The sequence below is a fragment of the Floridaenema evergladense BLCC-F167 genome, from assembly GCF_041929205.2.
GTDB lineage: Bacteria > Cyanobacteriota > Cyanobacteriia > Cyanobacteriales > Aerosakkonemataceae > Floridanema > Floridanema evergladense.
Genome location: NZ_CM171625.1, coordinates 3,363,201 through 3,389,048 on the forward strand (window position 1 = coordinate 3,363,201; position 25,848 = coordinate 3,389,048).

The window sequence follows — 25,848 nt, forward strand, 5'->3', positions numbered from 1 at the left end:
ACACCTTAATTACAACTAACTAAGGAGGTTAAAGAGACGTGAATTTCGCTGATTCCTGCTAAATTACATTTTTTTCGTTAGTAAATGTTCATTTCTTACTTTTATTAATAGTTGAAGTTATTAAAAGTAAGAAAAAATTTTAAAACTAGAGGTTTATTATGTCTAAAGATGAAAATTTCACCGATGTTCACGTAAGCGATATAGAAACACGGGATATAAAATTTTCTTCAGAAAACACTACATCAAGGTCAACATTTTCAACAAAAACATCGTTATCCAAGTCACTTACAAAGGATTCCCAAAAATCGCTACCAGAAAATTTTACTTTAATTTGTCTTTCACATTTACGATGGAATTTTGTTTATCAAAGACCGCAACATCTTTTAAGTCGCTGCGCTAGAGAAAGAACAGTATTTTTTATTGAAGAACCTATTTTTAGTGCTGATACTTCTCCTTGGTTAGATCTAAGTACTAGTGACTGTGGAGTTGTAGTTGTAGTACCGCATCTTAAGGAAGGAATGAGTGAAACAGAGATTACTATTACCTTGGCAAAAATGCTCGATGATTTGTTTACTGAAAAGCAGATTGAAGATTATATTCTTTGGTATTACACGCCAATGGCGTTAAGTTTTACTCGCCATTTAAAACCGCTTTTAGTTGTCTATGATTGTATGGATGAACTATCAGCATTTAAGGGAGCAAGTCCTACTTTAAAATCTCTAGAGATTGAACTATTTAGCCGTGCAGATTTAGTATTTACAGGGGGACAAAGCCTTTACGAAGCTAAACGCGATCGCCATCCCCACATCTACGCTTTTCCCAGCAGCATTGATAAAGTTCACTTTGGCAAAGCCAGAAATTTAACGACAGAACCAGCCGATCAAATCAATATTGTTCATCCCCGTTTGGGATTTTTTGGGGTAATAGATGAACGCATGGATATTGAACTATTAGGCGAAATTGCCCAAGCAAAACCTGATTGGCATTTCATCATGATCGGCCCAGTAGTTAAAATAGAGCCAGCAACATTACCAAGCTACGAAAATATTCATTACTTGGGCGGTAAATCCTATCAAGAATTACCGAAATATATTGCTGGGTGGGATATAGCTATGTTGCCTTTTGCACGTAACGAATCAACTCGGTTTATTAGTCCTACTAAAACCCCTGAATATCTCGCCGCAGGTAAACCAGTTATTTCTACTTCCATTCGCGATGTTGTTCGTCCTTATGGTGAGAATGATTTAGTAAAAATTGCCGACAATGCGACAGACTTTGTTGCCGCAGCTGAAGCATTAATGAATCAAAATTTTCACTTTTTATCTGCTTGGTTAGAAAGAGTCGATACTTTTCTGGCTAACAATTCTTGGGATAACACTTGGCAAAGAATGATGCAGCTAATAAAAGGAAAGTTAAATGAGCGATCGACTTTCTCTAACAAAAAGCAACCAACTAACATTTATCAATCAATTCCAGTCAAAAATAAATCCTATGAATCACATATTTCTAGTGTTTAAACTTCTTGGCAAATTTCCTTAAGTGGAAAACCTAAGTAACTTGTTAATGCCCAATCTCATTGCTAATTACTTAGTAGCCAAGTTCTTCATTCTCTGTCGTGAAGTAGCATTTTGTTCCTTACTAACTCATTAGGAATAGAAACTTCCTGCACGATTTTGTAACCGAAAAAGAGGTATTTGGAAATGTTTGATTATTTAATCGTAGGTGCAGGATTTGCTGGCAGCGTGCTGGCTGAAAGGCTAGCGAGTCAGTTAGGAAAAAAGGTGTTAATTGTTGATAAGCGTAACCATATTGCTGGTAATGCTTACGACCACTACAATGAAGCTGGAGTATTAGTACATAAATATGGCCCACATATTTTTCATACTAATTCTCGTGAAGTTTTTGAGTATCTTTCCCAGTTTACTGAATGGCGGTCTTACGAACACCGAGTACGTGCTAGTGTTGATGGTCAATTAGTACCAATTCCCATCAATTTGGATACGATTAACAAACTTTACGGATTGAATCTTACCTCATTTGAACTAGAAGAATTCTTTGCCAAAGTTGCCGAGAAAAAAGACTATATCCGCACTAGCGAAGATGTAGTTGTCAGTAAAGTAGGAAGAGAACTTTATGAGAAATTCTTCCGTAATTACACTCGGAAACAATGGGATATGGACCCATCAGAATTAGATAAATCAGTTACGGCAAGGGTGCCAACTCGGACTAATCGGGACGATCGCTATTTTACCGACACTTACCAAGCAATGCCATTGCATGGTTTTACAGTGATGTTCGATAAAATGTTATCGCATCCGAACATTAAAATAATGCTCAATACTGATTATCGGGAAATCCAAAATGTTATCCCCTATCGTCAGATGATTTATACCGGGCCAATTGATGCTTTCTTCGATTATCGTTACGGTAAATTACCTTATCGTTCGCTAGAATTCAAACATGAAACTCATAACAAACCAGTGCATCAACCAGCGCCCGTAGTTAACTATCCCAACGAACATTTATACACCCGTTGCACTGAATTTAAATACCTGACTGGACAGGAACATTCTAAAACTAGCATTGTCTACGAATTCCCCCAAGCTGAAGGAGATCCTTACTACCCTGTACCCCGTCCAGAAAATGCCGAACTTTACAAGAAATATAAAGAATTAGCTGATGCTATTCCCGAAGTATATTTTGTAGGAAGGTTGGCAACTTACAAGTATTACAACATGGATCAATGTGTAGCTCAAGCGCTAACAATTTTCAAAGAAATTCGCACCAAAGAAGAAGAAAAACCGCTGGTTTTACAACCAATAGATCGCAGAAACAATTACATTCAAAATGAATCTGCTAAGGAAATGATTGTGGAACCTTCTCCTATTCAATCCGTCACTACAGATGGTAACAGTAAAAATTAATTGGGAATTGAGGTAAGGGCGATTCATGAATTACCCCTACAGTAGGGGCAATTCATGAATCGCCTCTACGACTGGGTTTGGTTATTCACCTTAAGCATGGGATAGACAATAATTTTAGATTGCCGATTTTCCGATCGCTTAATTCATCAAAAAATCGAAAATCTAAATCTAAAATCCACAATCGATCGAGGTGTATTTAATGGTAACGGCGGCATTAAGTCGGGAATTATTGCTGAATAATTCTTCAGAAATTCAAAGTTTAAAAATGGAAATGTGGGCGGGTGTGGAGTGCACTGTGAACCGAGTTGGCGATCGCTTTTTCAACCAACTAGAACGCAACGGTCACGGAATACGCTTAGACGACCTAAACTTATTTGCAGAACTTGGCATCCGCACCATCCGTTACCCGATACTTTGGGAATTAATTGCCCCCAATGGTTTACAAAATGCTGATTGGTCTTGGGCAGACCGACGCTTAGAATACTTGCAAGAATTAGATATTCGTCCGATAGTTGGTTTAGTGCATCACGGTAGCGGCCCAAGTCATACTAGCTTGATCGATCGCAACTTTGCGCCGGAACTCGCCCAATTTGCCCAAGCTGTGCAAGAGCGTTACCCTTGGGTAGAGCTATTTACACCAGTCAACGAACCCTTAACTACTGCCCGTTTTAGCGGTTTGTACGGGCATTGGTATCCACACGGACGGGACAACGCCACCTTTATCTGTGCATTGTTAAATCAATGTCGCGCCATTGTTTTGTCAATGCAAGCGATTCGTCAGGTTAACCCAACTGCAAAACTATTGCAAACCGAGGATTTGTGCAAAATTTTCAGCACACCATTTATGGCGTATCAAGCAGAATTTGAAAATGAACGCCGTTGGTTGAGTTTGGATTTACTGTGCGGAAAAGTTAATCGCAAACATCCTTTGTGGGGTTATTTGTGTTGGAGTGGAGTAAGCATTGCTGAACTAGAGTGGTTTTTAGCAAATCCCTGTCCACCGGACATGATTGGGATGAACCATTACTTGACTAGCGATCGCTTTTTAGACGAACGTCTAGAACATTATCCTCATTGGACTCACGGTGGCAACGGAAAACACCAATACGCCGATGTGGAAGCAGTGCGAGTTTGTGCCGAAGGCATCGCAGGGCCAAGTACATTAATCAAAGAAACCTGGGAACGTTACCAACTGCCCATTGCCGTTACCGAAGTACATCATGGTTGCACCCGTGAAGAACAGTTGCGCTGGTTAAAAGAAGTTTGGGATGCCGCTAATAGCGTGCGTAAAGAAGGCGTAGATATCCGGGCAATTACCGCTTGGTCGCTTTTAGGTTCTTATGATTGGAACAGTTTAGTAACAAAGAGTGAAGGTTGCTACGAGTCAGGCGTATTTGATTTACGTTCTCCCAAACCCCGCCCCACCGCCTTAGCCCGAATGCTGCGCGACTTAGCAACTAAACGAACTTACGATCATCCCGTTTTAGATGTTCCCGGATGGTGGCATCGTCCCCAGAGGTTGATTTATTCGCCCGTTTCTGTACGGAGGTGGGGAGATGGGGAGATGGGGAGATGGGGAGATGGGGAGATGGGGAGAGATCTAGCGCTAGAAACTCCCCCCATCCCCCTACCCCCCCATCCCCCCACTTCTTCCTCTCCCCCCATCCCCCTACCCCCCCATCTCCCCACCTCTTCTACTCCCCGTTTCCTGGTGATTGTTGGCGCAAGAGGCACGTTAGGGCAAGCATTTGCGCGAATTTGCGAGATGCGGGGAATTTCTTATCATCTGCTGTGTCGGCAAAAGATGGATATTACCGATCCGATGTTGGTCGATCGCACTTTAACAGACTTAAAACCTTGGGCGGTGATTAATGCTGCGGGGTATGTGCGGGTAGATGATGCGGAACGGGAACCTGATGCTTGTTTGCGAGTCAATGCGATCGGTCCGGCAATTTTAGCCGATGCTTGCGCCATGAGGGGAATAGAACTGTTAACTTTTTCATCCGATCTCGTCTTTAACGGAACTCATGCTGTTCCTTATGTAGAAAGCGATATTGTCTCTCCCCTAAGTGTCTATGGACGTAGCAAAGCTGAGGCAGAAGCACGAGTTCTGAAAGCTCATCCGACATCGTTAGTGGTGCGTACCAGTGCCTTTTTCGGCCCTTGGGATGAATACAATTTTGTCACCATTGCCCTTCGCACTCTGGCATCAGGACAACCGTTCTTAGCAGCTGCCGATAGTCTGGTTTCACCGACTTACGTCCCAGACTTAGTAAATGCCAGCTTGGATTTATTAATTGATGGTGAGTGTGGTTTGTGGCATTTAGCCAACCCTGGTCAAATTTCTTGGGCAGATTTGGCGAAATTTGCCGCCAAACAAAGGGGTTTGGATGTTAGCAGAATTGAAGCTTGTTCGATGCAAGCGCTCAGTCTACTCGCACGCCGTCCATCTTACAGCGTTTTGGGGAGTGAAAGGGGTGTGTTGCTGCCGCCTTGGGAAAATGCGATCGATCGCTACTTCCGCGAATGTCAGATTTTGAGGTGATTAGGGACTGGGGACTGGGGACTGGGGACAAGGGGACAAGGGGACAAGGGGATGGGGAAAATATTTAACTACCTCTTCAACTCTCCCTACCTCCCTACCTCTTCTTCCCAGTACCCAGTACCCAGTCCCCAATCCCCTTCCCAAACATTTTTATTTACAAAAGAAGGTTAAAATCATGAGTATTTTCGTTAAAACCATTCAATCTCCCGAAATTTTAGATAGTCATTATGCCATTCAATTCAGTCAAGAAATCGAGAGCTTAATTGCGGCAGGTGTCAAGATTTTCTACCTGGAATTACACAACGTCACTTTTATTAGTAATTCCGGGTTAATGGCTTTAATTTCCATTTTTAGAAGTGCTAAGGCTGCTAATTGTAAATTATTGCTAAAATCGAGTAGCCATCAAGTTAAGATGCTGTTAGAACTGACGGGGTTAGATCGAGCTTTTGAGGTTTTACCAGACTTTAATTCCTCAATGGAAGATTTAATTCAGACAGCTAAAACAGCCGTTCTGAGCAAATAATAAAAGCGGAAGTTGTGGCAAGTTCTAGCTCAGTCCGATCGGGAAAATTTTTTGATAAAAAACCCTTAAAGAGTTAATAGTTTCCTACTTATGGGTAATCTAGATATAGAGATCTGTCCTTGGGAAGAAGACTAATATGTACTCTTTGGGTAAGTGGTTAGAAAACTGTTACAACGGGTCAAGCAATCCCGGCGCGACCTTTAGTTTCTATCAGAATGAACGAACGTATCCGCGACCTCAACTGCAACGCTCTCATTGGATTTGTCTGAACGGTTCGTGGAAATTTACTTTTGACGACGATGGAAAATTCACTCAACCGAGTGATATTTCCGAGTGGGGTAAAACCATTCAAGTTCCCTTTGCGCCAGAATCGAAAAAAAGCGGCATTGGCGATACTGGTTTTCACCCGAACTGTTGGTATGAGAGAGAATTTGACCTGCCGCAGTTAACTGAAGATTGCCAATCCGTTAATCTAAAATCTAAAATCGAATATTTAAAATCCAGCAGGGTGTTGTTGCACTTCGGGGCGGTAGATTATCGTGCTCGCGTGTGGGTGAATGGTCAGTTGATGGTCGATCGCGAAGGCGGACATACCCCATTTAGTATTGATATTACCCCGGTATTAAATCATCATGGGCCGCAACGGATTACGGTTTGGGCAGAAGATGACCCGCAAGATTTAGCTAAACCTCGCGGAAAGCAAGATTGGCAGTTAGAACCTCATAGTATCTGGTATCCGCGTACTAGTGGGATTTGGCAGACGGTTTGGGCAGAAGTTGTTCCTTCTACCTACATTGAAAAAATTCGTTGGACACCGCATTTTGAACGTTGGGAAATTGGTTTTGAAGCGTTCGTTGCAGGTGAAAAGCGCAATGGTATTGAAATCAAGGTGAGATTGTCCGTTGGTTGTACTTTGTTAGCTAACGATACTTACGAAGTCATTAACGGGGAAATTCATCGCCGGATCGCCCTTTCCGATCCGGGTATCGATGACTACCGGAACGAATTGCTGTGGAGTCCTGAAAAACCGACCTTAATTAACGCGGAAGTGGAATTATGGTCTGATGGCGAATTGCTGGATCAAGTTAAATCTTATACAGCAATGCGGACAGTGGGGACACAACGCGATCGCTTTATGCTCAACGGAAGACCCTACTATCTGCGCCTAGTTCTAGACCAAGGATACTGGCCCGACAGCTTAATGACCGCCCCATCCGATGAAGCATTGCGGCGAGATGTAGAACTAATCAAAGCAATGGGTTTCAATGGCGTTCGCAAACACCAAAAAATTGAAGACCCCCGCTTCTTGTATTGGGCGGACGTGCTAGGGTTAATGGTTTGGGAAGAAATGCCTTCTGCCTATCGCTTTACCCCGAAAGCAGTGGAACGCCTCACCAAAGAATGGACGGAAGTGATTCTACGAGATGCTTCCCATCCTTGTATTGTGGTTTGGGTACCGTTCAACGAATCTTGGGGAGTTCCCGACTTAACGGCGACAGACGCACATCTTCATTTAGTGCAAACACTGTACCACCTAACCAAAACCTTAGATCCGACTCGTCCGGTTGTGGGTAATGACGGATGGGAAAGTACGGCTACGGATATTTTGGCGATTCACGATTATGATAATAGACCGACAAGGTTAGCTAACCGTTACGGCCCTGAAGTTAAGTTAGCAGAATTGCTCGATCGCCAACGTCCCGGAGGTAGAGTTCTCACCCTTGATGGTTATCCGCACCAAGGACAACCGATCATGCTAACCGAATTTGGCGGAATTGCTTATGCGGGAAGGGACGATCGGAAAGCTTGGGGATATGTCCGTTCTCAGGATCTCTCGGAACTGCAAATCAGATATACAGCATTATTGGATGTAGTGAACAAAACAGAAATGTTCAGCGGTTTCTGTTATACCCAATTAACCGACACCTTCCAAGAAGCGAACGGTTTGTTGTATGCTGACCGTACTCCGAAATTCCCGATCGAACAAATCGCATCTGCGACTCTAGGTAGGGGAATCGAAGAGGAAGAAGACGCTATGCTCACTAAAGTAAAAGCTGCGTGGGCAAAAAACCATAATGTTGTATTCCCAGGAAGCTCAGAAACCGGATGGTCGCCAGCTGACACTCTACAGCAGATACCCCATTGCGGAGGGAATCATCCCGCCTAGTCCCAGCAATGAACCAATAGCCGCAAACCCCCACTTGCGCTGGCATCCATTGCGAGGCGAGTGGGTGGCTTACGCGAGTCATCGACAGGGGCGCACATTCATGCCGCCCCCAGAGTATAACCCGTTAGCCCCCACGAAAGACCCGAATTTTCCCACTGAACTTCCCCAAGGACGTTACGACATAGCGGTATTTGATAACCGCTTTCCCTCGATGACTGTGGCAGCAAATAACCCACCAGTCAACATTGTGGAAACTTTGCCAGCGAATGGGGCGTGCGAGGTAGTGGTATTTACCCAAGACCCGAACGCCTCGTTAGGTGAATTAGAATTGTCACATTTAGAATTATTGTTGCAGGTGTGGGGCGATCGCACGCGCAAAATAGGCGAACATCCCCACATTCAATATGTCTTACCCTTTGAAAATAAAGGCGTAGAAATGGGGGTAACTTTAGAACATCCGCACGGACAAATTTACGCTTATCCTTTCATTCCCCCAGTTCCGGCGAAAATGTTGTCAAGACAGCAAGCATTTTACCAAGAACATCAAAAAGGATTGCTACAAGATTTAATTCAAAAAGAGATAGAAGACAACCAACGCATTATTTATTTAGATGAAAATGCTGTAGCTTTCGTGCCCGTTTGTGCGCGTTACCCTTACGAAGTTTGGCTGGCAACAATTGAACCAGTAGCTACTTTTATCGACCTTTCCGAACCACAAATAAAATCCTTAGCCAGAGCCTTAAAAACCGTCACATTAAAATATGATGGTTTGTGGAATCGTTCCTTCCCTTATTTAATGGCGTGGTATCAAGCACCAACGGACGGAAAACCCCATCCCGAAGCCCATTTACACGCCCAATTTTACCCACCTTACCGCACAAAAGACCGTTTAAAATATCTCGCAGGAACCGAATTAGCAGCAGGAATGTTTGCTAACGATGCGCTTCCTGAAGAGAAAGCAAAAGAATTACAAGCAGTAATTGTAAACTTAGAAACCCCTGTACAAGTGTGAGAAGTTAGAAATATTTTTTTGAACCGCACAGACGCAGAGGACGCAGAGAGAAGAGAGGAGTTTACAATTTATTGAGGATGAAACTGAGGAATTTTTTCTCTGTGCTCTCTTTCTCTGCGCTCTCTGCGTCTGGAGCGGTTTTAAAATAATTCCAATATCAGCTAATTAACCTTCATCTACATCTGCGTTCATCTGCGTTTATCTGCTTTCATCTGCGTACTAAAAATACCATGAATCAACACAGTGAAGAAGTTGCCCAAAAACTAAATTTAATCCGCAACGCTTTAACCGAAACAGAAGCCCAAGGAATTCGCCTCAAAGGAACAGACTGGTTTTCCTGGGCGACTGCTGGCGCTTCCCCCACAGTTTTATTAACAGCAGAAACCGGAGTTGCGGAAGTTTTAGTAACTCAAGAAAATGCCTGGATATTAACAAATGAAATAGAAGCCCAGCGCTTCAAAGATGAAGAAATTCCCGCCAATTTTCAGTTTTTTATCTATCCTTGGGCAGATGATTCTCAGTGGGAAAATTTTATAAAGGAAGTTACTAATGGGGGGAAGGTGTTGAGCGATCGACCAATTCCCCACGTAGAAAAGCGATTACCTGCATCTTTACAACTGCATAAACGAGTGATGATGCCCAATGAATTAGAACGTTATCGTCAAGTCGGGCGTAAGGCGAGTGAGGCGATGACGGAAGTGTTAAAAGCTGCTAATTCTAATTGGACAGAATACCAACTTGCGGGGGCGGGTGCAGAGGTTTTATGGGCGAAAGGTTTACATCCTGCTTTAACTTTGGTTGCTGGCGAAAGGCGTTTACCGCTTTATCGTCATGCTACACCAACTGGGGAAAAGATTGGGCGACAAGCGATGTTGGTTTTTTGCGCTAGGGGTTATGGTTTATTTGCTAATCTTACCCGATTTGTGGTTGTTGGTGGGTTGAAAGATGAAGACGCAAATTTGCATCGTCATGTTAGAGAAATTGAAGCCCAAGTGTTGAATTCTTGTCAACCTAGAACATCTTTAATTGCGGTTTATGATGTTTTAGCAAATGCTTATGAAAAGCACGGGTTTCCTAATGCGATTCGCGAACATCATCAAGGGGGAACTACAGGTTATTTGGCGCGAGAAGTTGTAGCAAATCCAACTACTACTGATACTTTAGAAGCAAATATGGCTATGGCTTGGAATCCCAGTTTACCGGGAGCTAAAATTGAAGATACTTTTGTGATTCTTGAGGATGGAAAGTTGGAAAATCTGACTTTTGATCCGAATTGGCCTAGTATTGAAGTAGAAGGAAGGTTGCGTGCTGTTCCTTTGGAGATTTGAGAATGCCTGGGCGAATGGAATTCGCAGCTACACAGACAAAACCTGCCTTCGCAGGTTTCAAGAAAAATTGAATCTTACTTAGTCCGCGAAGGCGGACTTCGTTTGTGTAGCCGCGATTTTAATCGCCCAGGCAAATTCTGTTAGTTTAGAGATATATTAATCATGAAAACCTTTCAAGATATTTTCAATCAATCTCCTGAAATAGAAGCCAGCGCCCCTGGAAGAGTGAATTTGTTGGGCGAACATACTGATTATAATGATGGTTTTGTTCTCCCTACTGCAATTCCCCAAAAAACAACTGTGCAGTTTGGTTTTAGTCATGATGAACAACACCATTTTTATTCAGCAGAACTTGACGAAAAAGTTAGTATTGCCAAAAATGATCCTCCCTCACAAGGTTTTGCTAGTTATGTTTTTGGCTGCATTGATTTGTTAGAAAAAGCCAGATTTTCAGTTCCACCACTAAATTTATATGTTACATCTTCCGTTCCAATGGGTTCGGGTTTGTCTAGTAGTGCTGCTTTAGAAGTTAGCACTTTGCGCGGGTTAAAATCGCTTTTGAATTTACCTATTAATGACGTGCAAATTGCCCAAATTGCCCAACAAGCAGAAATTAATTATGCTGGGGTACAATGCGGAATTATGGATCAAATGGCTTCGAGTTTAGCCGATCGCCATTCCATGCTATTCTTAGATACTAGAACGCTCGATCGGCAAATTCTCCCCTTCCCTAAAAACGCAGAAATTGTCATCATCGATAGTGGTGTACCTCGTACTTTAGCAGGAAGCGGTTACAACAAACGACGCGCAGAATGTGAAGAAGCGGCGCGAATTTTGGGAGTCAAAGCATTAAGAGATATTGGCGACCCGGAAATAGTAGAATCTTTACCAGAACCTTTACGTCGTCGCGCCCGTCATGTTATTACTGAAAATAACCGAGTTTTAGAAGCAATTCAAGGAATTTCTCCCCAACGTTTTGGCGAATTAATGAATGCTTCCCATGCTAGTTTACGCGATGATTACGAAGTTTCTGTCCCAGCTTTGGATACTTTAGTGACAATTTTGCAGGAAACTCCTGGTGTTTTTGGCGCACGTTTGACAGGTGCAGGTTTTGGGGGTGCTTGTGTTGCTTTGGTGGAAGAAGGGAGGGGAAAAGCGATCGCACAATCCACCCTAGAAAGTTATAATCAAGCAGGTCATACCGGAAAAATTTTAGTTCCTCAAGTTGATTAACCCTTACTCATTCCCACACTATCCCCCGATTTTGAAGGCCATCTCACTGTTAGAATAGTAGAATCAGATTCTGCTACCCAAGTATGCGCTACACCGGGACACCAAAACACATAATCTCCCTGATTAGATAAAACAATTTCTGAGTCTGGAAATTGTACGCGAAATCTTCCGGCAATCAAAATCGAAACTGTAGTCGCTTCTGCATTTATCGCCCATTCGCGCCTACCTTCTCCTGCTTGATGAACAGTCCATTTCACTTCTACCTCAGAGGTAAAACGAGGGTCATTATCTGGCATAAAATAACCGATAAACCAACCCCGATGCTCTGTTCCATCTTTTTGGGCATTTCCAAATACAATTTTAGATTGCATTCATCAACTCTAACTTTCTACGTTGCTTTCAGCCTCAAAGAAGCTCTGACTCTTGCCATTAATTCATCATACTCGATCGGCTTACGCACAAAGTCATTAGCCCCTAAATCTAAAGCTTGGGCTGCATTCATATTCTCATAAGCAGTGATTAGTACGATCGGAATAAAAGGCAAATCTTTTTGTTCTCGAATTTTGCGAGTTAATTCATAACCATCCATTCCGGGCATCATTGCATCCAGTAAAATTAAATCTGGTGGTATAGATTGTATCTTCTCTAAGGCTACTTTACCATTATTAGCAGTATCAACTACATATCCCTCTTCTACTAAAATCGCTTCTAATAGAGATATGTTGTCCTGTATATCATCAACAATTAAGATCCGTTTAAGTTGAGCTTTAGTCGGAGAAGAAATCATAATTATCCCTTCAATTTATAAAAAACTGAATAAAATTTCCAGATTAGAACTCTTATAAATCCATAATTGCTATTATTTATCCTTCTTACCTCATACCTAAAGTAGATTTTGCAAGATAGCAGAAGGAAAGAAAGAAAAAGTTTGTACTTTTGAGTTAATTACTGGAGTTTAGACTATTGCTCTCCTAGTGCGATAGGATTAAGCCAGTAAAGAATTTACTGCATGAATAATTCAACCCTAGAGGATTTATGTTAATCCAGAAAATCATCCAAGAACTAAAAGATATACCAGAAGAGAAGCTTACAGAAATTTATGATTTAATTCACGACTTCCGTTTAGGCTTAAATCAAGAAGACACCCAACCTCGTACCCCTGGACTACTGATAGGACAACTGGGAGAGGCATTTTTTGAACCTCTACCAGAAGAGGAACTTCAGCAATGGGAATGAGCTACCTGCTTGACACTCATATTCTGCTCTGGTGGCTTTTTAATGACCCGAAACTTAATCAAGAGTGCCGAGACATCATTGGCAACCCCAACCATAGCATTTTAGTTAGCAGTGCCTCTGCTTGGGAAATTACTACCAAATACCGGATCGGCAAACTACCTGAAGCTAACCCTTTGGTTGATAATTATCAGTACATATTACAGAAAGCGAAGTTTAACGAGCTAACCATCACTAATTCTCACGCATTGAGAGCAGGAAGCTTGCCTATTTCGCATCGAGATCCCTTCGATCGGATGCTGATGGCTCAGGCAGAACTAGAAAACTTGGCTATTATTACTTACGATAATGCTTTCCAGACTGGGTTAATTCAGGTAATTCCCTCCCCCTAGTAACAACTATGAAAGAATGCGATCGCTTTCTCTAAAATCAAAGAGCGATCGCGATCAAAGTTAATAACACTAAACTGAAAATTAATACAGGAATTATATTCTACGGCCTCTTATCGTATCAGCCAAATATTCTAAAAGCAATCTCAGATCCCCGACTGCTTCAAGAAGTGGGGGATCTGTGCAGGGGAATTACATGGACTGGTAAAGGCAAGGTTTTTAATTTTAGGGACACAAAATATCTACTATAAACTATGCTCTGATTGTCCCAACTCGATCGCCAATAAATATCTTGAATTACTGCTTTAGCATCGTCATTTTCAGTTGACCAATTGAAGGAAACTAAACCAATATTCGCCAATCCTACAACTTCTTTTCCTTCTTGAAGCCAGCGTTGCCATAACCAAGATGCTAAATTCGAGCTTTTCTTCTGAGAATCTGAAGCAGAATTTTTGGCTTTTTCCCAAGCAGCTGGCTGGGATTTTTGTCGTTCGATCCATTCGGTGCGATACCACCAATCTGGGAGAGATTTGGGGTTGTCAACTGCGATCGCCCAAGAAACATCATGATTTTGCCAACTACCTGACTTAATTTCGCGCAATAAGGGAATTTCTGATGAATTTTCTAACTGGAAAACTTGGATTAGTTCTTGAATTCTTTGGACTTCAAATAGTTTTGGTTGTTGATTCCAACCAGCCCAAACTTCCGGTTGTTGGAGTGCTAAAGATGAGACTTTTGTATGCACTAATTTAGTAGTAAACTCTTCATTTTTAAAGGCACTTGCAGTTAATTGTGCTAAAATTTTAGGAAAAGTTTTATCGAGACTACGCGCACAATAATTGAGGATGACTGCGCCAGAATAATGAATATCGCCTGTTAAAATTATGACGCGATCGCGCTGTTCAAGCAAATAAGTAAGTAAATTACCGAAACCCACTTTATTAAAATTCCAAGAATCGCCCACATCGCTGTTAAAAATCCGATCCATATTATCAACTTGATGGCGTTCCCAATCCCAATTTTGAAAACTATCCACAAATGACAAACTAACTAAATTGGTGGGAATCACCACAAAAGTAGCTTCTATTTGGGAATTATTAGTTTCTTTAAGTGGTTGTTGAATTTGCTGTTTAAATGCAGTTGGACTTAACAGCATTGGCGGTTCAGTTGTTTTATTTTCACCCTTGATATAACCGCGCCAAGTGCGTGTATCGAGTACAATAACTTCATGTTTAAAACTTCTGATACTATAGTACCAAATTAAACTCTGGGTTTCATCAGAATATTGCCGATTTAAAATCAGGGTATTTTCATCTTCTTGGTAACGAGAATTTAGCGAAGTATCGACAGGGATTCCTAAATATTTAGCGACATTTTCCCAGGCAATATTGTTTTTTCCTCCTGACATTGACCAATCTTTTGCTGCTATTAATAATTTCTCTCCTGGTTGTTCCGATCGAAATTGTTCGGGAGTATTTCCCCAAGCTTGAAATATCGCATAAGCTAACATGGCATTTTGCACTGCACGCTTTCCCAGGGGTTTGCTTAAAACTCGATCGCACCATTCCCGATTTAAAAACCAATCATCCGTGACATCGTGATCGTCACAAATCATGTAAGTAGAGATGTTGGCAAGCGATCGTCTTACTTTCCAAATATCATTAGCAAATTCTAAAACAACTGCCGCTTCTTCATCCCAAAGTTTAGCATTTTTCCGGTCTTTTCTCACTCTTTCGCCCGTCGGAAAACGATTAGGCCAAACAATAGGCGACCAAGCAAACAAATACATAGCAAAATATTCGCCCAAACCAAAAAGATGACTCTTTGCCTTTTTTGGTTTATTCACAAACATAGCAGTAAAACCGCCATAGTCTCTAGCAATATCACTACGTTTTCCTGGTAATAAATCACTAATTTTTATATACTCAATTTCGTCATTTTCTAGATGTTGTAAAGGTAATTTTTCTTCCCAACCCAACAAAGTATTACCTGCATCTGTCACCGCCCAAAGTAAGGGGTCTGCAACATCATCGCCGTAGATTTGATCGCCTGTTAAAAATAGTTGTTGGGGACGATTTAAAGGTTGATTAGCAGACTGATAAATTAAATCATCCAATATTGTTAAAGCATCCCGTCCTCCACCATGAGGTTTTCGACAAGAACCATGCACAATTCGTAAATAATTTAAGTCATCAGGTGGCATGGCAAAAGTAGGTAATTGATGGGAAAAATAACTAATGATTACTTCGGGAAAACCACTTTCAAAATTTACAGCTTCAACTAAGTTATTATTACCAAATTCTAAATCATAAGCATAGATTTCTCCCGGTTGGAGTTGACTTTCTTCTGCTATAAGAGGTTTAGCGGTAACAGCAACTACATGAAGAAATTGACCTAATGGTATTGTATAATGTTTACCAAGCAACAATAATCGATCGATAATTTCACCATTACCACGAACTGTAGAGTAGACTTTCAAAGTTACATTGCAAGGTGCTTTTAAAGCTACCCAAACAGTTACGGCATTTGGTTCTGTACGCCGCAAAATTGGGCCAGCGAGAATTAGGGGTAGACGATCGATGCGATCGCACAAAGGTGTCCATGACATAATCAATCTATCTCTCAACTTAATCACCAAGCTGCCTAATTTCTAAACTACTTTAATATATTTACCCATAGATAGTCCTTTTTCCAGATTTTTCTTAATAAACAAATTAGTTTGTCTGCAAAAATCATTCTTGAGAATCATGTATTTCCCCTACTTTCATGGCAATCTGAGATTAACTTTTCTCAGTCTAAACTTATGCCATACCAACAAATTGCCGATTTACCAGACTCTGTAAGAAATCACTTACCCAAGCACGCCCAAGAAATTTTTTTAGCCGCATTTAATAGTGCAACCGAAGAATATGACGAAGAAGAAACCGCTTTTAAAGTTGCTTGGAGTGCAGTGAAACATCAATACGAAAAAGGCGCAGATGGTGATTGGCATAAAAAAGCTGAATAATCAAGTTATACTAAAAAATGAATCCCTTTTAAAATTAGCTGCAAAATGACATCAGAGTTTAACTTTTTTCAACAATGGTATCCGCTTTCACCGATCGAAGACCTCGATCCAAATCAACCAACACCAGTAACGGTTTTAGGATTGCGTTTAGTAATTTGGCAGCCTAAATTATCTGAAACTTTTCGGGTATTTTTAGACCAATGTCCCCATCGTCTAGCCCCATTAAGTGAAGGAAAAGTAGACGAAAAAACGGGTAATTTAATGTGCAGTTATCACGGTTGGCAATTTGATGGCGAGGGAATTTGTACCCACATTCCCCAAGCAGAAAACCCCGAATTAGTAACCCAAAAATCCAAATTTCTCTGTGCAGTAACCCTACCAAGTCGTCAAGAACAAGATTTATTATGGGTATGGCTTGATGTTAATTCAGCTGCAATATCTGCATCAGTTCCATTACCCTTATCGCCCCAAGTAGATGCAAGTAAAGGATTTGTTTGGTCTTCTTTTGTCCGCGATTTAGAGTATGATTGGCAGACATTAGTTGAGAATGTTTGCGACCCTAGTCACGTTCCTTTTGCCCATCACGGAGTACAGGGAAATCGAGAAAAAGCTAGACCAATTCCGATGAAAATTCAAGAATCTACTCCTAACTTAATTACTGCTACAACTGGTATCAGTTCAATTATCTTTGAACCGCCTTGTAGATTAGAATATACAACTAAAATTGATGAAAAAAAGCAATTTGGTTTAGTTTTTTATTGTATACCTACAACTCCTGGTAAATCGAGAATAGTTGGTCAGTTTCCTCGTAATTTTGGCAAAACTATATTTAGATTAACGCCGCGTTGGTGGGATCATATTGAAAACCGCAATCCTCTATTAGATGGAGATATGATTTTACTCCAACAGCAAGAGTGTTTTACCAAACAAAAAGAGAACTGGCAAACTGCTTATAAAATGCCAACAAGTGCCGATCGCTTAGTAATCGAGTTTCGTAAATGGTATGACAAATATACTGGGGGAAAATTACCTTGGAGTGAAGTAGGAATTGCTGGCAAAGAAACACCGGAAATTTCGGACGATCGTCAATTTATGTTAGACCGTTATAAACAGCATACACAACATTGTCAAAGTTGTCGCACAACACTTTCAAAGGTGAAACTTTTGCAAAGTTTGTTGTTAGGATATGTGGCAGTTAGCGTTCCGATAGTAGCTGTATTGCCGGATGCAGTTAGAATTAAAATTGGATTGCCTTTGATAGTGCTAGTTTTGTTAAGTTTAGGAATTTATAGTTGGCTGAAATTTTGGTTAGAACCAAGGTTTTATTTTGTTGATTACGTACACGCAAAAAGGTAATTATGATTAATCAAGTTGTATAATTGACGGTAGAAAAATCTGATTTATCAATTAAACCAACCAGGAGGTTGACTATGGTAGCTAATTCTCAACCTAAATACATGAATCCCCAAGAATATTTAGATTGGGAAGAACAACAACCAATTAAATACGAATATATCAACGGCGAAGTGTATGCCATGACTGGGGGAACACTTGCCCATGCTACTATTGCTGCTAACTTATTTTATCAGTTGAAAAATCATTTGCGAGGAGGTTCTTGCCGTCCCTTCGTCTTTGAAGCCAAACTGGGTGTATCGGAAAATGGCCCTTTTCACTATCCTGATGTAATGGTAACTTGCGACGAAAGAGACAGAAACGCCAAGAAAGTTATCTATCATCCTTCGATAATTGTGGAAGTTCTTTCTCCGAGTACGGAGAGTTTCGATCGAGGTAAAAAATTCCAACATTATCGCCGCATTTCCACTCTCAGAGAATACGTTTTAATCAGTGCAGAACAGATAACTGTGGAAGTTTTTAGATTAAACGATCGAGGAATCTGGGAACTTTATCCTTATATAGAAGGAGAAGAGATTTTTTTGAATAGCATTGATTTTCGCTGTGCGATCGAACTTTTGTATGAGGATGTTGTTTTAGAAACTGAAGAACAAGAAACAGGTACGTAGTTGAGCTTTAGCGCTGAAGCGCAACTACGTACACAGTTTATTTATTACCTAATTATCATGCAGATTGCAATTGAAAATACTCTTGTTTGCTAATAGCTTTCAAAACTTGTAATAGCTTGCTTGCACTTTCAGGCTCAACTATGTTGAGTTCTGGCATTATCTGATAAATTGGGGGTGTACCTTGCCTGATATTCACAAAAAGATAACGCCTCCCATTGCTTACCAATCCCCAGACAAATGCTTGATTTTGTAAGCTTTTAAAAGCATAAGTCAATAATTGTGGTAAGCCTTCATATACATCAACTGCGCTATTTTTTGCTTCTACCAATAGTACCCAAAAAGGTGTAGCTGTGACCTCTGCTTGGGGTCTATTAACTGCTAAAATATCTAAGCGTCCGGTAATTTTTGTATCTTCGTCTTCTACTTCGATCGCAATACTATCTTCCATCGTTAATTTAATCGGAAGATCGAAGAAACCCGCTAAGCGCATTAAAGGGGAAAGAGTGACAAATTTAATTAAACCCTCAGCAAGTTTTTTGGCGTTGATATAGCGACGAAAATCACTGCTAATTTTGGCAATTTCCTGCTGTTCAAACTCTGTCAGAACTTCCAGAGAGAAAAAATCGGTAAATGAACCCCCTAACTGTTCTTCCAGTTTCAGAAGACGATGAACATCATTTAACGATAGTTGACTGGCTTCTCGAATTGCTACCATAAATTTTCCTCGATTACTCATACTATAATTATGTACAATTTTTGTTTCGTGTTCCCTTAATAAAGAGGATTCCTAATTTTAATGTTACAAATGCTTTATTTTATCAGAAGCAACCCCCATATCAAAAAGTAAAATTTGTAAAAATTTAAGTAATTTGAGCAACTTAAGTGTTCATGTTCATAAGTTTCAGTTAAAAAAGTATTGGGCTAAAACTTTCTCATCTATACAGCTTGATGCCCAAGCTAATTTCCTACATTCAAGATAGGTAAAGATATGCTAATTATAAAACATTTATTACTTGACATTGCCACGTTAATACTGTTAGAAACAGTAGCGGTTTCACCTGCACAAGCGTTCACTTTGAGCTTTCAATCAACTGATAGAACTTTAGCAGGTAACATAATTAGTCCAGATAATGGGATTGGGATATCTACTTTGTTCCTCACTGGACTAGGGGGGAGTTTTTCTGGTTCATTAGCTTTGTCAGGGATGTGGGTTGTAAGTGGTGAAAATCGATGGTTTCAACGGTTTGGAATGGCAGGGATGGTACCAGCAGGAAGCATTTTTTCTAACACACAGCTTGCCAATAGTATGCCATCCGATCTTCCTCCTCTCCCGTCTGTTTTGGCTAGCATCAATTCGACTTTAAGTATCAGCTTGTTCTGTCATTCTGACTCCGATTGTTTAGGTGATTCCGGTGGAATATCGCTAAATATGTCTTTTACTGATTCCGGTACGGATCGTTTGTACTCTTGGGTTGGGTATAGTGGACAGATCCAAGTAACTGCATGGAACCCCACTGGTACTTCGATTCCTACCACTCCTTTGCCAACAAATTCAGTTCCAGAACCTTCTTCTGCATCTGCGTTTTTATTATTGGGTGGTGGTTGGTTGCTGCGGCGAAAGTGGGCGATTAACTAATTTCAATTTCTGATGCGATCGCTTTCCCAATTTCGCTCGAAGCAGTCGCCGCTGGCGAAGGTGCATCGCATTTTCCCCTTCAATAATTAAACAGAAACATGGTTGCTTAGATTTTGCGTAAGTCCCTCTTAAAAAAACTCAAAGTACTTTGGTACGGATCTGCGGCAAGATGAGAATTCAGGAGTAAATGTAACAACACCAACAATGCCTCAATCAACGATCGAATCAATCCTACAAGAAAAACGTTTATTTCATCCTTCAGCCGAATTTTCCCAAAATGCTCATATCAAGAGTTTGGCAGAGTATCAGCAATTATACGATCGCGCCCAAGCCGATCCGCTCAAATTTTGGGCAGATTTGGCAGAACAAGAGTTACACTGGTTTCAAAAGTGGGATCAGGTGTTAGACTGGCAACCACCTTTCGCTAAATGGTTTGTCAACGGGAAAATCAACATTTCCTACAACTGCTTAGACCGTCATTTAACCACTTGGCGCAAGAATAAAGCAGCGTTAATTTGGGAAGGCGAACCGGGAGACTCGCGCACTTTGACTTATGCACAGTTACACCGGGAAGTTTGTCAATTCGCCAATGTGCTCAAACAGCTAGGTGTGCAAAAAGGCGATCGCGTCGGCATTTATATGCCCATGATACCGGAAGCAGCGATCGCCATGTTAGCTTGTGCCCGAATTGGTGCAGCGCATACCGTAGTATTTGGCGGGTTTAGTGCGGAGGCATTGCGCGATCGGTTAATCGACGGACAAGCTAAACTGGTAGTCACCGCAGATGGTGGTTGGCGCAAAGATGCGATCGTACCCCTGAAAGACCAAGTAGACAAAGCATTAGCAGAAGGCGTACCCACCGTTACAGATGTCTTAGTCGTCAAGCGTACCGGACAACAAATTCACATGGAACCCGGACGCGACCATTGGTGGCACGATCTACAACAGGGAGTTTCCGCCAACTGTCCCGCCGAACCAATGGATAGCGAAGATCTGCTATTCATCCTTTACACTAGCGGCAGTACCGGAAAACCCAAAGGCGTAGTCCACACCACAGGCGGTTACAACCTTTACACCCACATTACAACCAAATGGATCTTCGACTTGCAAGACACCGACGTTTATTGGTGTACTGCTGATGTGGGTTGGATCACCGGACATAGTTACATAGTTTATGGCCCTCTATCCAACGGTGCCACAACAGTCATGTATGAAGGTGCGCCTCGTACTTCCAACCCCGGTTGTTTTTGGGATGTAATTGAAAAGTATGGAGTCACCATTTTTTACACCGCGCCAACAGCAATTCGGTCATTTATTAAGATGGGAGAACATCATCCAAAATCCAGAAATCTCTCATCTTTAAGATTATTAGGAACTGTGGGAGAACCAATTAATCCTGAAGCTTGGATGTGGTATTACCGAATAATTGGTGGCGAACGTTGTCCAATTGTAGATACTTGGTGGCAAACGGAAACAGGCGGAATTATGATTACCGCATTACCTGGTGCAATTCCCACAAAACCCGGTTCTGCAACTCGTCCTTTCCCCGGAATTATTGCTGATATTTTGGACTTAGATGGTAATGGCGTTGCAGATAATGAAGGTGGTTATCTTTCGATAAAATATCCTTGGCCTGGAATGATGCGAACTGTGTATGGAGATCCCGATCGCTTCCGTAGAACTTATTGGGAACATATTCCGCCAAAAGATGGGAATTACATCTATTTTGCTGGCGATGGTGCTCGCAGAGATGAAGACGGTTACTATTGGGTAATGGGTCGGGTTGATGATGTAATTAACGTTGCCGGACACCGTTTAGGCACAATGGAAATTGAGTCAGCTTTGGTGTCTCACCCCGCAGTTGCCGAAGCAGCAGTTGTGGGAAAACCCGATGAATTAAAAGGCGAAGAAATTGTGGCTTTTGTAACTTTAGAAAGTAGTTTTACTGCTTCTGATGAACTGAGTAAGGAATTGAAAAAGCACGTTGTTGGGGAAATTGGTGCGATCGCACGTCCCGGAGAAATTCGCTTTACCGATGCCTTACCAAAAACTCGTTCCGGTAAAATTATGCGTCGCTTACTGCGAAATTTAGCCGCCGGACAAGAAGTTTCTGGTGATACTTCCACCTTAGAAGATCGCGGAGTTTTAGATAAATTGCGCGAAGGTGCGTAATGCAATTTTGGATTTTAGATTTTAGACAGATTATCAATCTAAAATCTAAAATCCTTTGCATGGGAATGAAAGGCGAAAAAACTCCTTACATTCCTCTTTCTACAATTGCACGAATTTCTCTAACAAAATCTGCGGGAGTTTGAATAATTAAATTACTCTGCGTGGCAGGAGTAAAGTCTTTAGTATTTAAACTCAACATTCGGTCTACTTTAGCCAATACAGCAGCAGCCAAAATAGGTGTATCTTTAGCTTCAATAATAGTTGTCCAACGTTCTGATTCTGATAATGATGGGTTTGGGACAATTTCTGGATCGATCGCAGCTAACAGTTGGGTAAAAATAGGTAAAGCAGCAGGTAATTTTTTGTTGAGGTTGCGATCGCATTCTTCCAAAACTTGCTGAGAAACAACAAGTTTAAAAAGTCCAATTTCAGCCATTGTCAGCACAGCACGACTAGCGCCAGTGCGCGATCCTGCTCCAGCAATTAGTATACTAGAATCGGCAAAAACTCTACGCATCTTTCTGTTGTTCTTGCCAAATAGCTTCCCGTTCTGCTTGTAAACCTGTCAGCAAATCAGCCAAATTTACACCTTCATCTTCCATAATGGCTGTAATTTTGTCTGCCAATTGGGGAACTTGAGGTTGTCTAGGGGTAAGCAATACTAACTCACCTACTTGAATCATCGTCAGCATATCTCCCTCCGTCAAGTTGAGGTGATCTTGTACCACCTGCGGAACAATAATCTGTCCTTGTTCTCCTAAACGAATGGGAAAGGTTTTGATCTCTATGTTTGCGTTTTGTGAGGTGGATGTCACAAGCTTAAGTTTCTTTGGTGATTGTTTTTCTTATTTTAGGCAAAACTATTGTCAACTTCCAATGCCAGATGCTCTAAAATTAAAATAAAATCAATATGACCAGATTTGTCCACGATCAATTCGCCAAAGATTATTTAGAAGAACTATTAGCACCTTTTGGCGAAGTAAAAGCACCTCGTCGCGTACCCGGAGAAGTGCGAGAAATCGATGTTTGGTTTTCTCCGAATACATATCCAGAAGTGTTAGGATTATTAGGCAAATTAGCGGCTAATCCTGCCATCTTTGAACCATTTCGTAATCCAGCAACTCCCACAGATATCTGTAATTGCCTGTTAAAATTATTCACATTACGGGGAGAGTTACAAAGAGAAGCTACCCGAAAAAAAGAACGGTTGTTAGAGGAAAGTTTACCCCGACTATGGATTCTTTCTCCCACGTCAGGTGACTCGATTCTCAATGGTTTTGGTGCTAAAATGGATGCAGAGAATTGGGAACAAGGAATTTATTTGTTTCCAGAATATCTCAGGACGGCAATTGTGGTAATTCATCAATTACCGAAAACCGAAACTACCCTTTGGCTAAGACTTTTAGGGAAAGGGAAAGTGCAAGAGGAAGCAATTGATGAAATACGACAATTACCAGTGAACCATCCTTTGCGATCGAATATTCTCACCTTACTAACCAATTTCCAAGCCAACTTACAAACCACAGAAACTTTAGACTCAGAAGAACGGAGTTTAATTATGAAATTATCACCTTTGTACATTGAATGGGAACAAGACGCTTTAAAAAGAGGGGAAGAACAAGGGATACAACAAGGAATACAACAAGGAATACAACAAGGAATACAGCAAGGAATACAGCAAGGAATACAGCAAGGAATACAGCAAGGAATACAGCAAGGAATACAGCAAGGAAAGCGTCTGACAATTGAGAGTATGCTAGAAGTAAAATTTGGCATAATCGATCCTGAGTTATCCCAAATTATTGAAGCTTTGATTCAATTACCAACTAAAGAAGTAACTCAATTGATTATGCAATCGAATCGCGAAGAGTTATTAAATAGATTTCAATCACCAAATTAAATCCAGCAATTACCAGTAAATTATCCATTGCGATCGAATATTCTCACCTTACTAACCAATTTCCAAGCCAACTTACAAACCACAGAAACTTTAGACTCAGAAGAACGGAGTTTAATTATGAAATTATCACCTTTGTACATTGAATGGGAACAAGACGCTTTAAAAAGAGGGGAAGAACAAGGGATACAACAAGGAATACAGCAAGGAATACAGCAAGGAATACAGCAAGGAAAGCGTCTGACAATTGAGAGTATGCTAGAAGTAAAATTTGGCATAATCGATCCTGAGTTATCCCAAATTATTGAAGCTTTGATTCAACTACCAACTAAAGAAGTAACTCAATTGATTATGCAATCCGATCGTGAAGAGTTATTAAGTCGCTTTCAGGAACAAAATTGATGAAATTTATAGATTTATTTGCCGGGATTGGTGGGTTTAGATTAGGTTTTGAACAAGCTGGATTTCAATGTGTTTTTTCCAGCGAAATCGACAAAAATTGTCAAGAAGTATACCGCAATAATTTCGGCGAAAATCCTTTTGATGATGTTGCCAAAATTGAGGCAAATGCTTTAGAAGACTTTGATGTTTTGATTGCAGGTTTTCCTTGTCAACCTTTTAGCATTTGCGGAAAAAAGCAGGGATTTGAAGATACGAGAGGGACATTATTTTTTGAGATTTGTAAAATTATCGAAGCTAAACAACCGAAAGTAATTGTGTTGGAGAATGTTAAGCATTTAATTCATCACGATCGCACCAACACCCTCAATGTTATTTTAGTTAGTTTGCGGAACTTAGGCTACAATGTAACCTATCAAATTCTTAATGCCAGAAATTTCGGCGTTCCCCAACATCGAGAAAGAATTATTATTATTGCCAGCAAAGGTAAAGAATTCAACTTTTCCCTAATCAAAAGACAATTTCCGCCTCGACTCAGAGATTTTTTAGATGAAACAGGGAATTTTGAAATTTTAGATAAGTCAGAATATACTTTAATTGAAAGTCCAAAGTTACAAGAATCGGCACTTTTGTTTGTTGGTTATCGCAATAAAGGTACTTGGAAAACCGGAGTTAGACCTAATACAGAACATTTATCAAGAGTGCATCGACAACCTAACAGGATTTATTCGATCGATGGCGTTCATCCCACACTTCCATCTCAAGAAACTTCCGGGAGATTTTTTATCTACATTCCTGAAAAAGATATTGTAAGAAAATTAACGATCGCAGAATGCTACCGAATTATGGGATTTCCCGAAACTTTTAAAATTCATCCTAGTGTAGGAGAAAGTTACAAACAAATTGGTAATTCAGTTTGCGTGCCGATGGTAGAAGCGATCGCTAAATCCATCCTAAATCAAAGCCTCCTATCAAATCAACCCGATGAACCACAAACAAAAACTCCAGAATATAAACAACTCGTACTTTTCAATTACTGAAACCGATCTAAACTAACCCTTAGAAGCAGAACGTAAGCGTCGGTAATTATTAACTACTTCTTGTAGAAATGGAGCGCTTGTAGGTGAGTTCATCATTGTAGAATCATCTGTACCTAACCAATATACAGCAGCAGCACTTAGTTGAGGCGTTGACTCGCACCAAGTCGGTAAAGATGTAGGTGAATGAACCAGCAAGGGTGATAGAAGGAGTCAAGCGAAATGCTGCTGATGCAAAGAGGAGAATAGTGTAGCGATCGCTTTTTGGTGTCAGCAGTTTGTAACAATTAATGACTGATTCAAAATAAAAAACTGCTATCTTTAC

Annotated in this window: 25 protein-coding genes; 18 read left to right on the forward strand and 7 right to left on the reverse strand. The window is 40.9% G+C overall.

Features of this window, described 5'->3' with window-relative positions; genetic code table 11:
* Positions 1-158 precede the first annotated feature (158 nt).
* From ACE1CA_RS16290 to galK, 8 genes are all read left to right on the forward strand, one after another.
* Positions 159-1,517, forward strand: coding sequence for a glycosyltransferase family 1 protein (locus ACE1CA_RS16290; RefSeq protein WP_413278776.1), 1,359 nt, complete (start codon positions 159-161; stop codon positions 1,515-1,517).
* Between the two features lie 183 nt (positions 1,518-1,700).
* Positions 1,701-2,924 carry a UDP-galactopyranose mutase gene (gene glf / locus ACE1CA_RS16295; protein WP_413278777.1) on the forward strand — a complete coding sequence of 408 codons (1,224 nt, stop codon included), beginning with the start codon at positions 1,701-1,703 and terminating at the stop codon, positions 2,922-2,924.
* A 265-nt stretch (positions 2,925-3,189) separates the two neighbouring features.
* On the forward strand, positions 3,190-5,469 hold the full coding sequence (locus ACE1CA_RS16300; protein ID WP_486517979.1) for a family 1 glycosylhydrolase: 2,280 nt from the start codon (positions 3,190-3,192) through the stop codon (positions 5,467-5,469).
* Between the two features lie 175 nt (positions 5,470-5,644).
* Positions 5,645-5,992 carry an STAS domain-containing protein gene (locus ACE1CA_RS16305; protein WP_413278779.1) on the forward strand — a complete coding sequence of 116 codons (348 nt, stop codon included), beginning with the start codon at positions 5,645-5,647 and terminating at the stop codon, positions 5,990-5,992.
* A gap of 136 nt (positions 5,993-6,128) precedes the next feature.
* A complete protein-coding gene (locus ACE1CA_RS16310; RefSeq protein ID WP_413278780.1) occupies positions 6,129-8,159 on the forward strand; it encodes a glycoside hydrolase family 2 protein in 2,031 nt (676 codons plus the stop codon).
* Positions 8,068-9,171, forward strand: a complete 1,104-nt coding sequence (galT, locus tag ACE1CA_RS16315; RefSeq protein WP_413278781.1) for a galactose-1-phosphate uridylyltransferase — start codon at positions 8,068-8,070, stop codon at positions 9,169-9,171. Before ACE1CA_RS16310 ends, galT begins: the two co-directional genes overlap by 92 nt.
* A gap of 230 nt (positions 9,172-9,401) precedes the next feature.
* Positions 9,402-10,499 carry a M24 family metallopeptidase gene (locus ACE1CA_RS16320; RefSeq protein ID WP_413278782.1) on the forward strand — a complete coding sequence of 366 codons (1,098 nt, stop codon included), beginning with the start codon at positions 9,402-9,404 and terminating at the stop codon, positions 10,497-10,499.
* Positions 10,500-10,661: 162 nt separating this feature from the next.
* Positions 10,662-11,732, forward strand: coding sequence for a galactokinase (gene galK, locus ACE1CA_RS16325; protein WP_413278783.1), 1,071 nt, complete (start codon positions 10,662-10,664; stop codon positions 11,730-11,732).
* Here the strand turns inward: galK and ACE1CA_RS16330 are convergent.
* Positions 11,729-12,103, reverse strand: coding sequence for a signal peptidase I (locus ACE1CA_RS16330; protein ID WP_413278784.1), 375 nt, complete (start codon positions 12,101-12,103; stop codon positions 11,729-11,731). The genes galK and ACE1CA_RS16330 overlap by 4 nt on opposite strands.
* A 17-nt stretch (positions 12,104-12,120) precedes the next feature.
* Positions 12,121-12,519 carry a response regulator gene (locus tag ACE1CA_RS16335; RefSeq protein WP_413278785.1) on the reverse strand — a complete coding sequence of 133 codons (399 nt, stop codon included), beginning with the start codon at positions 12,517-12,519 and terminating at the stop codon, positions 12,121-12,123.
* 248 nt (positions 12,520-12,767) lie between these two features.
* Between ACE1CA_RS16335 and ACE1CA_RS16340 the strand changes: the two genes are divergently transcribed.
* Positions 12,768-12,968 (forward strand): hypothetical protein, encoded by a 201-nt coding sequence (locus tag ACE1CA_RS16340; RefSeq protein WP_249096907.1) that lies wholly within the window; start codon positions 12,768-12,770, stop codon positions 12,966-12,968.
* Positions 12,959-13,357 (forward strand): type II toxin-antitoxin system VapC family toxin, encoded by a 399-nt coding sequence (locus tag ACE1CA_RS16345; RefSeq protein WP_459563635.1) that lies wholly within the window; start codon positions 12,959-12,961, stop codon positions 13,355-13,357. The genes ACE1CA_RS16340 and ACE1CA_RS16345 overlap by 10 nt, the downstream gene beginning before the upstream one ends.
* A gap of 160 nt (positions 13,358-13,517) precedes the next feature.
* Here the strand turns inward: ACE1CA_RS16345 and ACE1CA_RS16350 are convergent, their stop codons facing one another.
* Positions 13,518-15,962 carry an alkaline phosphatase D family protein gene (locus tag ACE1CA_RS16350; RefSeq protein ID WP_413278787.1) on the reverse strand — a complete coding sequence of 815 codons (2,445 nt, stop codon included), beginning with the start codon at positions 15,960-15,962 and terminating at the stop codon, positions 13,518-13,520.
* A gap of 195 nt (positions 15,963-16,157) precedes the next feature.
* On the opposite strand from ACE1CA_RS16350, the gene ACE1CA_RS16355 reads away from it, so the two are divergent.
* The 3 genes from ACE1CA_RS16355 (at position 16,158) to ACE1CA_RS16365 (ending at position 18,382) form a co-directional block, all read left to right on the forward strand.
* The gene (locus ACE1CA_RS16355; protein WP_413278788.1) at positions 16,158-16,361 is read left to right on the forward strand and encodes a ChaB family protein; all 204 of its coding nucleotides are present in this window, start codon (positions 16,158-16,160) and stop codon (positions 16,359-16,361) included.
* A 45-nt stretch (positions 16,362-16,406) separates the two neighbouring features.
* Complete coding sequence (locus ACE1CA_RS16360; RefSeq protein ID WP_413278789.1) at positions 16,407-17,717, forward strand: aromatic ring-hydroxylating dioxygenase subunit alpha; 1,311 nt, start codon at positions 16,407-16,409, stop codon at positions 17,715-17,717.
* Positions 17,718-17,791: 74 nt separating this feature from the next.
* Positions 17,792-18,382: a Uma2 family endonuclease gene (locus ACE1CA_RS16365; protein WP_413278790.1), complete on the forward strand. Its 591-nt coding sequence runs from the start codon at positions 17,792-17,794 to the stop codon at positions 18,380-18,382.
* A 55-nt stretch (positions 18,383-18,437) separates the two neighbouring features.
* Here ACE1CA_RS16365 and ACE1CA_RS16370 read toward each other — a convergent pair whose 3' ends face one another.
* The gene (locus ACE1CA_RS16370; RefSeq protein WP_413278791.1) at positions 18,438-19,097 is read right to left on the reverse strand and encodes a restriction endonuclease subunit R; all 660 of its coding nucleotides are present in this window, start codon (positions 19,095-19,097) and stop codon (positions 18,438-18,440) included.
* A 273-nt stretch (positions 19,098-19,370) separates the two neighbouring features.
* On the opposite strand from ACE1CA_RS16370, the gene ACE1CA_RS16375 reads away from it, so the two are divergent.
* Entirely contained in the window at positions 19,371-20,018 is a 648-nt protein-coding gene (locus ACE1CA_RS16375; RefSeq protein WP_413278792.1) for a PEP-CTERM sorting domain-containing protein, read from the forward strand.
* 204 nt (positions 20,019-20,222) lie between these two features.
* Positions 20,223-22,190 (forward strand): acetate--CoA ligase, encoded by a 1,968-nt coding sequence (gene acs, locus ACE1CA_RS16380; RefSeq protein WP_413278793.1) that lies wholly within the window; start codon positions 20,223-20,225, stop codon positions 22,188-22,190.
* An 85-nt stretch (positions 22,191-22,275) separates the two neighbouring features.
* Here acs and ACE1CA_RS16385 read toward each other — a convergent pair whose 3' ends face one another.
* Together ACE1CA_RS16385 and ACE1CA_RS16390 are read right to left on the reverse strand one after the other, a co-directional pair.
* Positions 22,276-22,707: a PIN domain-containing protein gene (locus tag ACE1CA_RS16385; protein ID WP_413278794.1), complete on the reverse strand. Its 432-nt coding sequence runs from the start codon at positions 22,705-22,707 to the stop codon at positions 22,276-22,278.
* A complete protein-coding gene (locus tag ACE1CA_RS16390; protein ID WP_413278795.1) occupies positions 22,700-23,005 on the reverse strand; it encodes an AbrB/MazE/SpoVT family DNA-binding domain-containing protein in 306 nt (101 codons plus the stop codon). Before ACE1CA_RS16390 ends, ACE1CA_RS16385 begins: the two co-directional genes overlap by 8 nt.
* A gap of 95 nt (positions 23,006-23,100) precedes the next feature.
* On the opposite strand from ACE1CA_RS16390, the gene ACE1CA_RS16395 reads away from it, so the two are divergent.
* From ACE1CA_RS16395 to ACE1CA_RS16405, 3 genes are read left to right on the forward strand one after another with little or no spacing between them, the layout of a single operon-like run.
* Positions 23,101-24,090 carry a flagellar assembly protein H gene (locus ACE1CA_RS16395; RefSeq protein WP_486517404.1) on the forward strand — a complete coding sequence of 330 codons (990 nt, stop codon included), beginning with the start codon at positions 23,101-23,103 and terminating at the stop codon, positions 24,088-24,090.
* 27 nt (positions 24,091-24,117) lie between these two features.
* Positions 24,118-24,489, forward strand: coding sequence for a hypothetical protein (locus ACE1CA_RS16400; protein WP_486517405.1), 372 nt, complete (start codon positions 24,118-24,120; stop codon positions 24,487-24,489).
* Positions 24,489-25,526, forward strand: a complete 1,038-nt coding sequence (locus tag ACE1CA_RS16405; protein WP_413278555.1) for a DNA cytosine methyltransferase — start codon at positions 24,489-24,491, stop codon at positions 25,524-25,526. Before ACE1CA_RS16400 ends, ACE1CA_RS16405 begins: the two co-directional genes overlap by 1 nt.
* A 12-nt stretch (positions 25,527-25,538) precedes the next feature.
* On the opposite strand, the gene ACE1CA_RS16410 is transcribed toward ACE1CA_RS16405, so the two are convergent.
* Positions 25,539-25,721, reverse strand: a complete 183-nt coding sequence (locus tag ACE1CA_RS16410) for a hypothetical protein (protein ID WP_413278554.1) — start codon at positions 25,719-25,721, stop codon at positions 25,539-25,541.
* Positions 25,722-25,848: the final 127 nt, after the last annotated feature.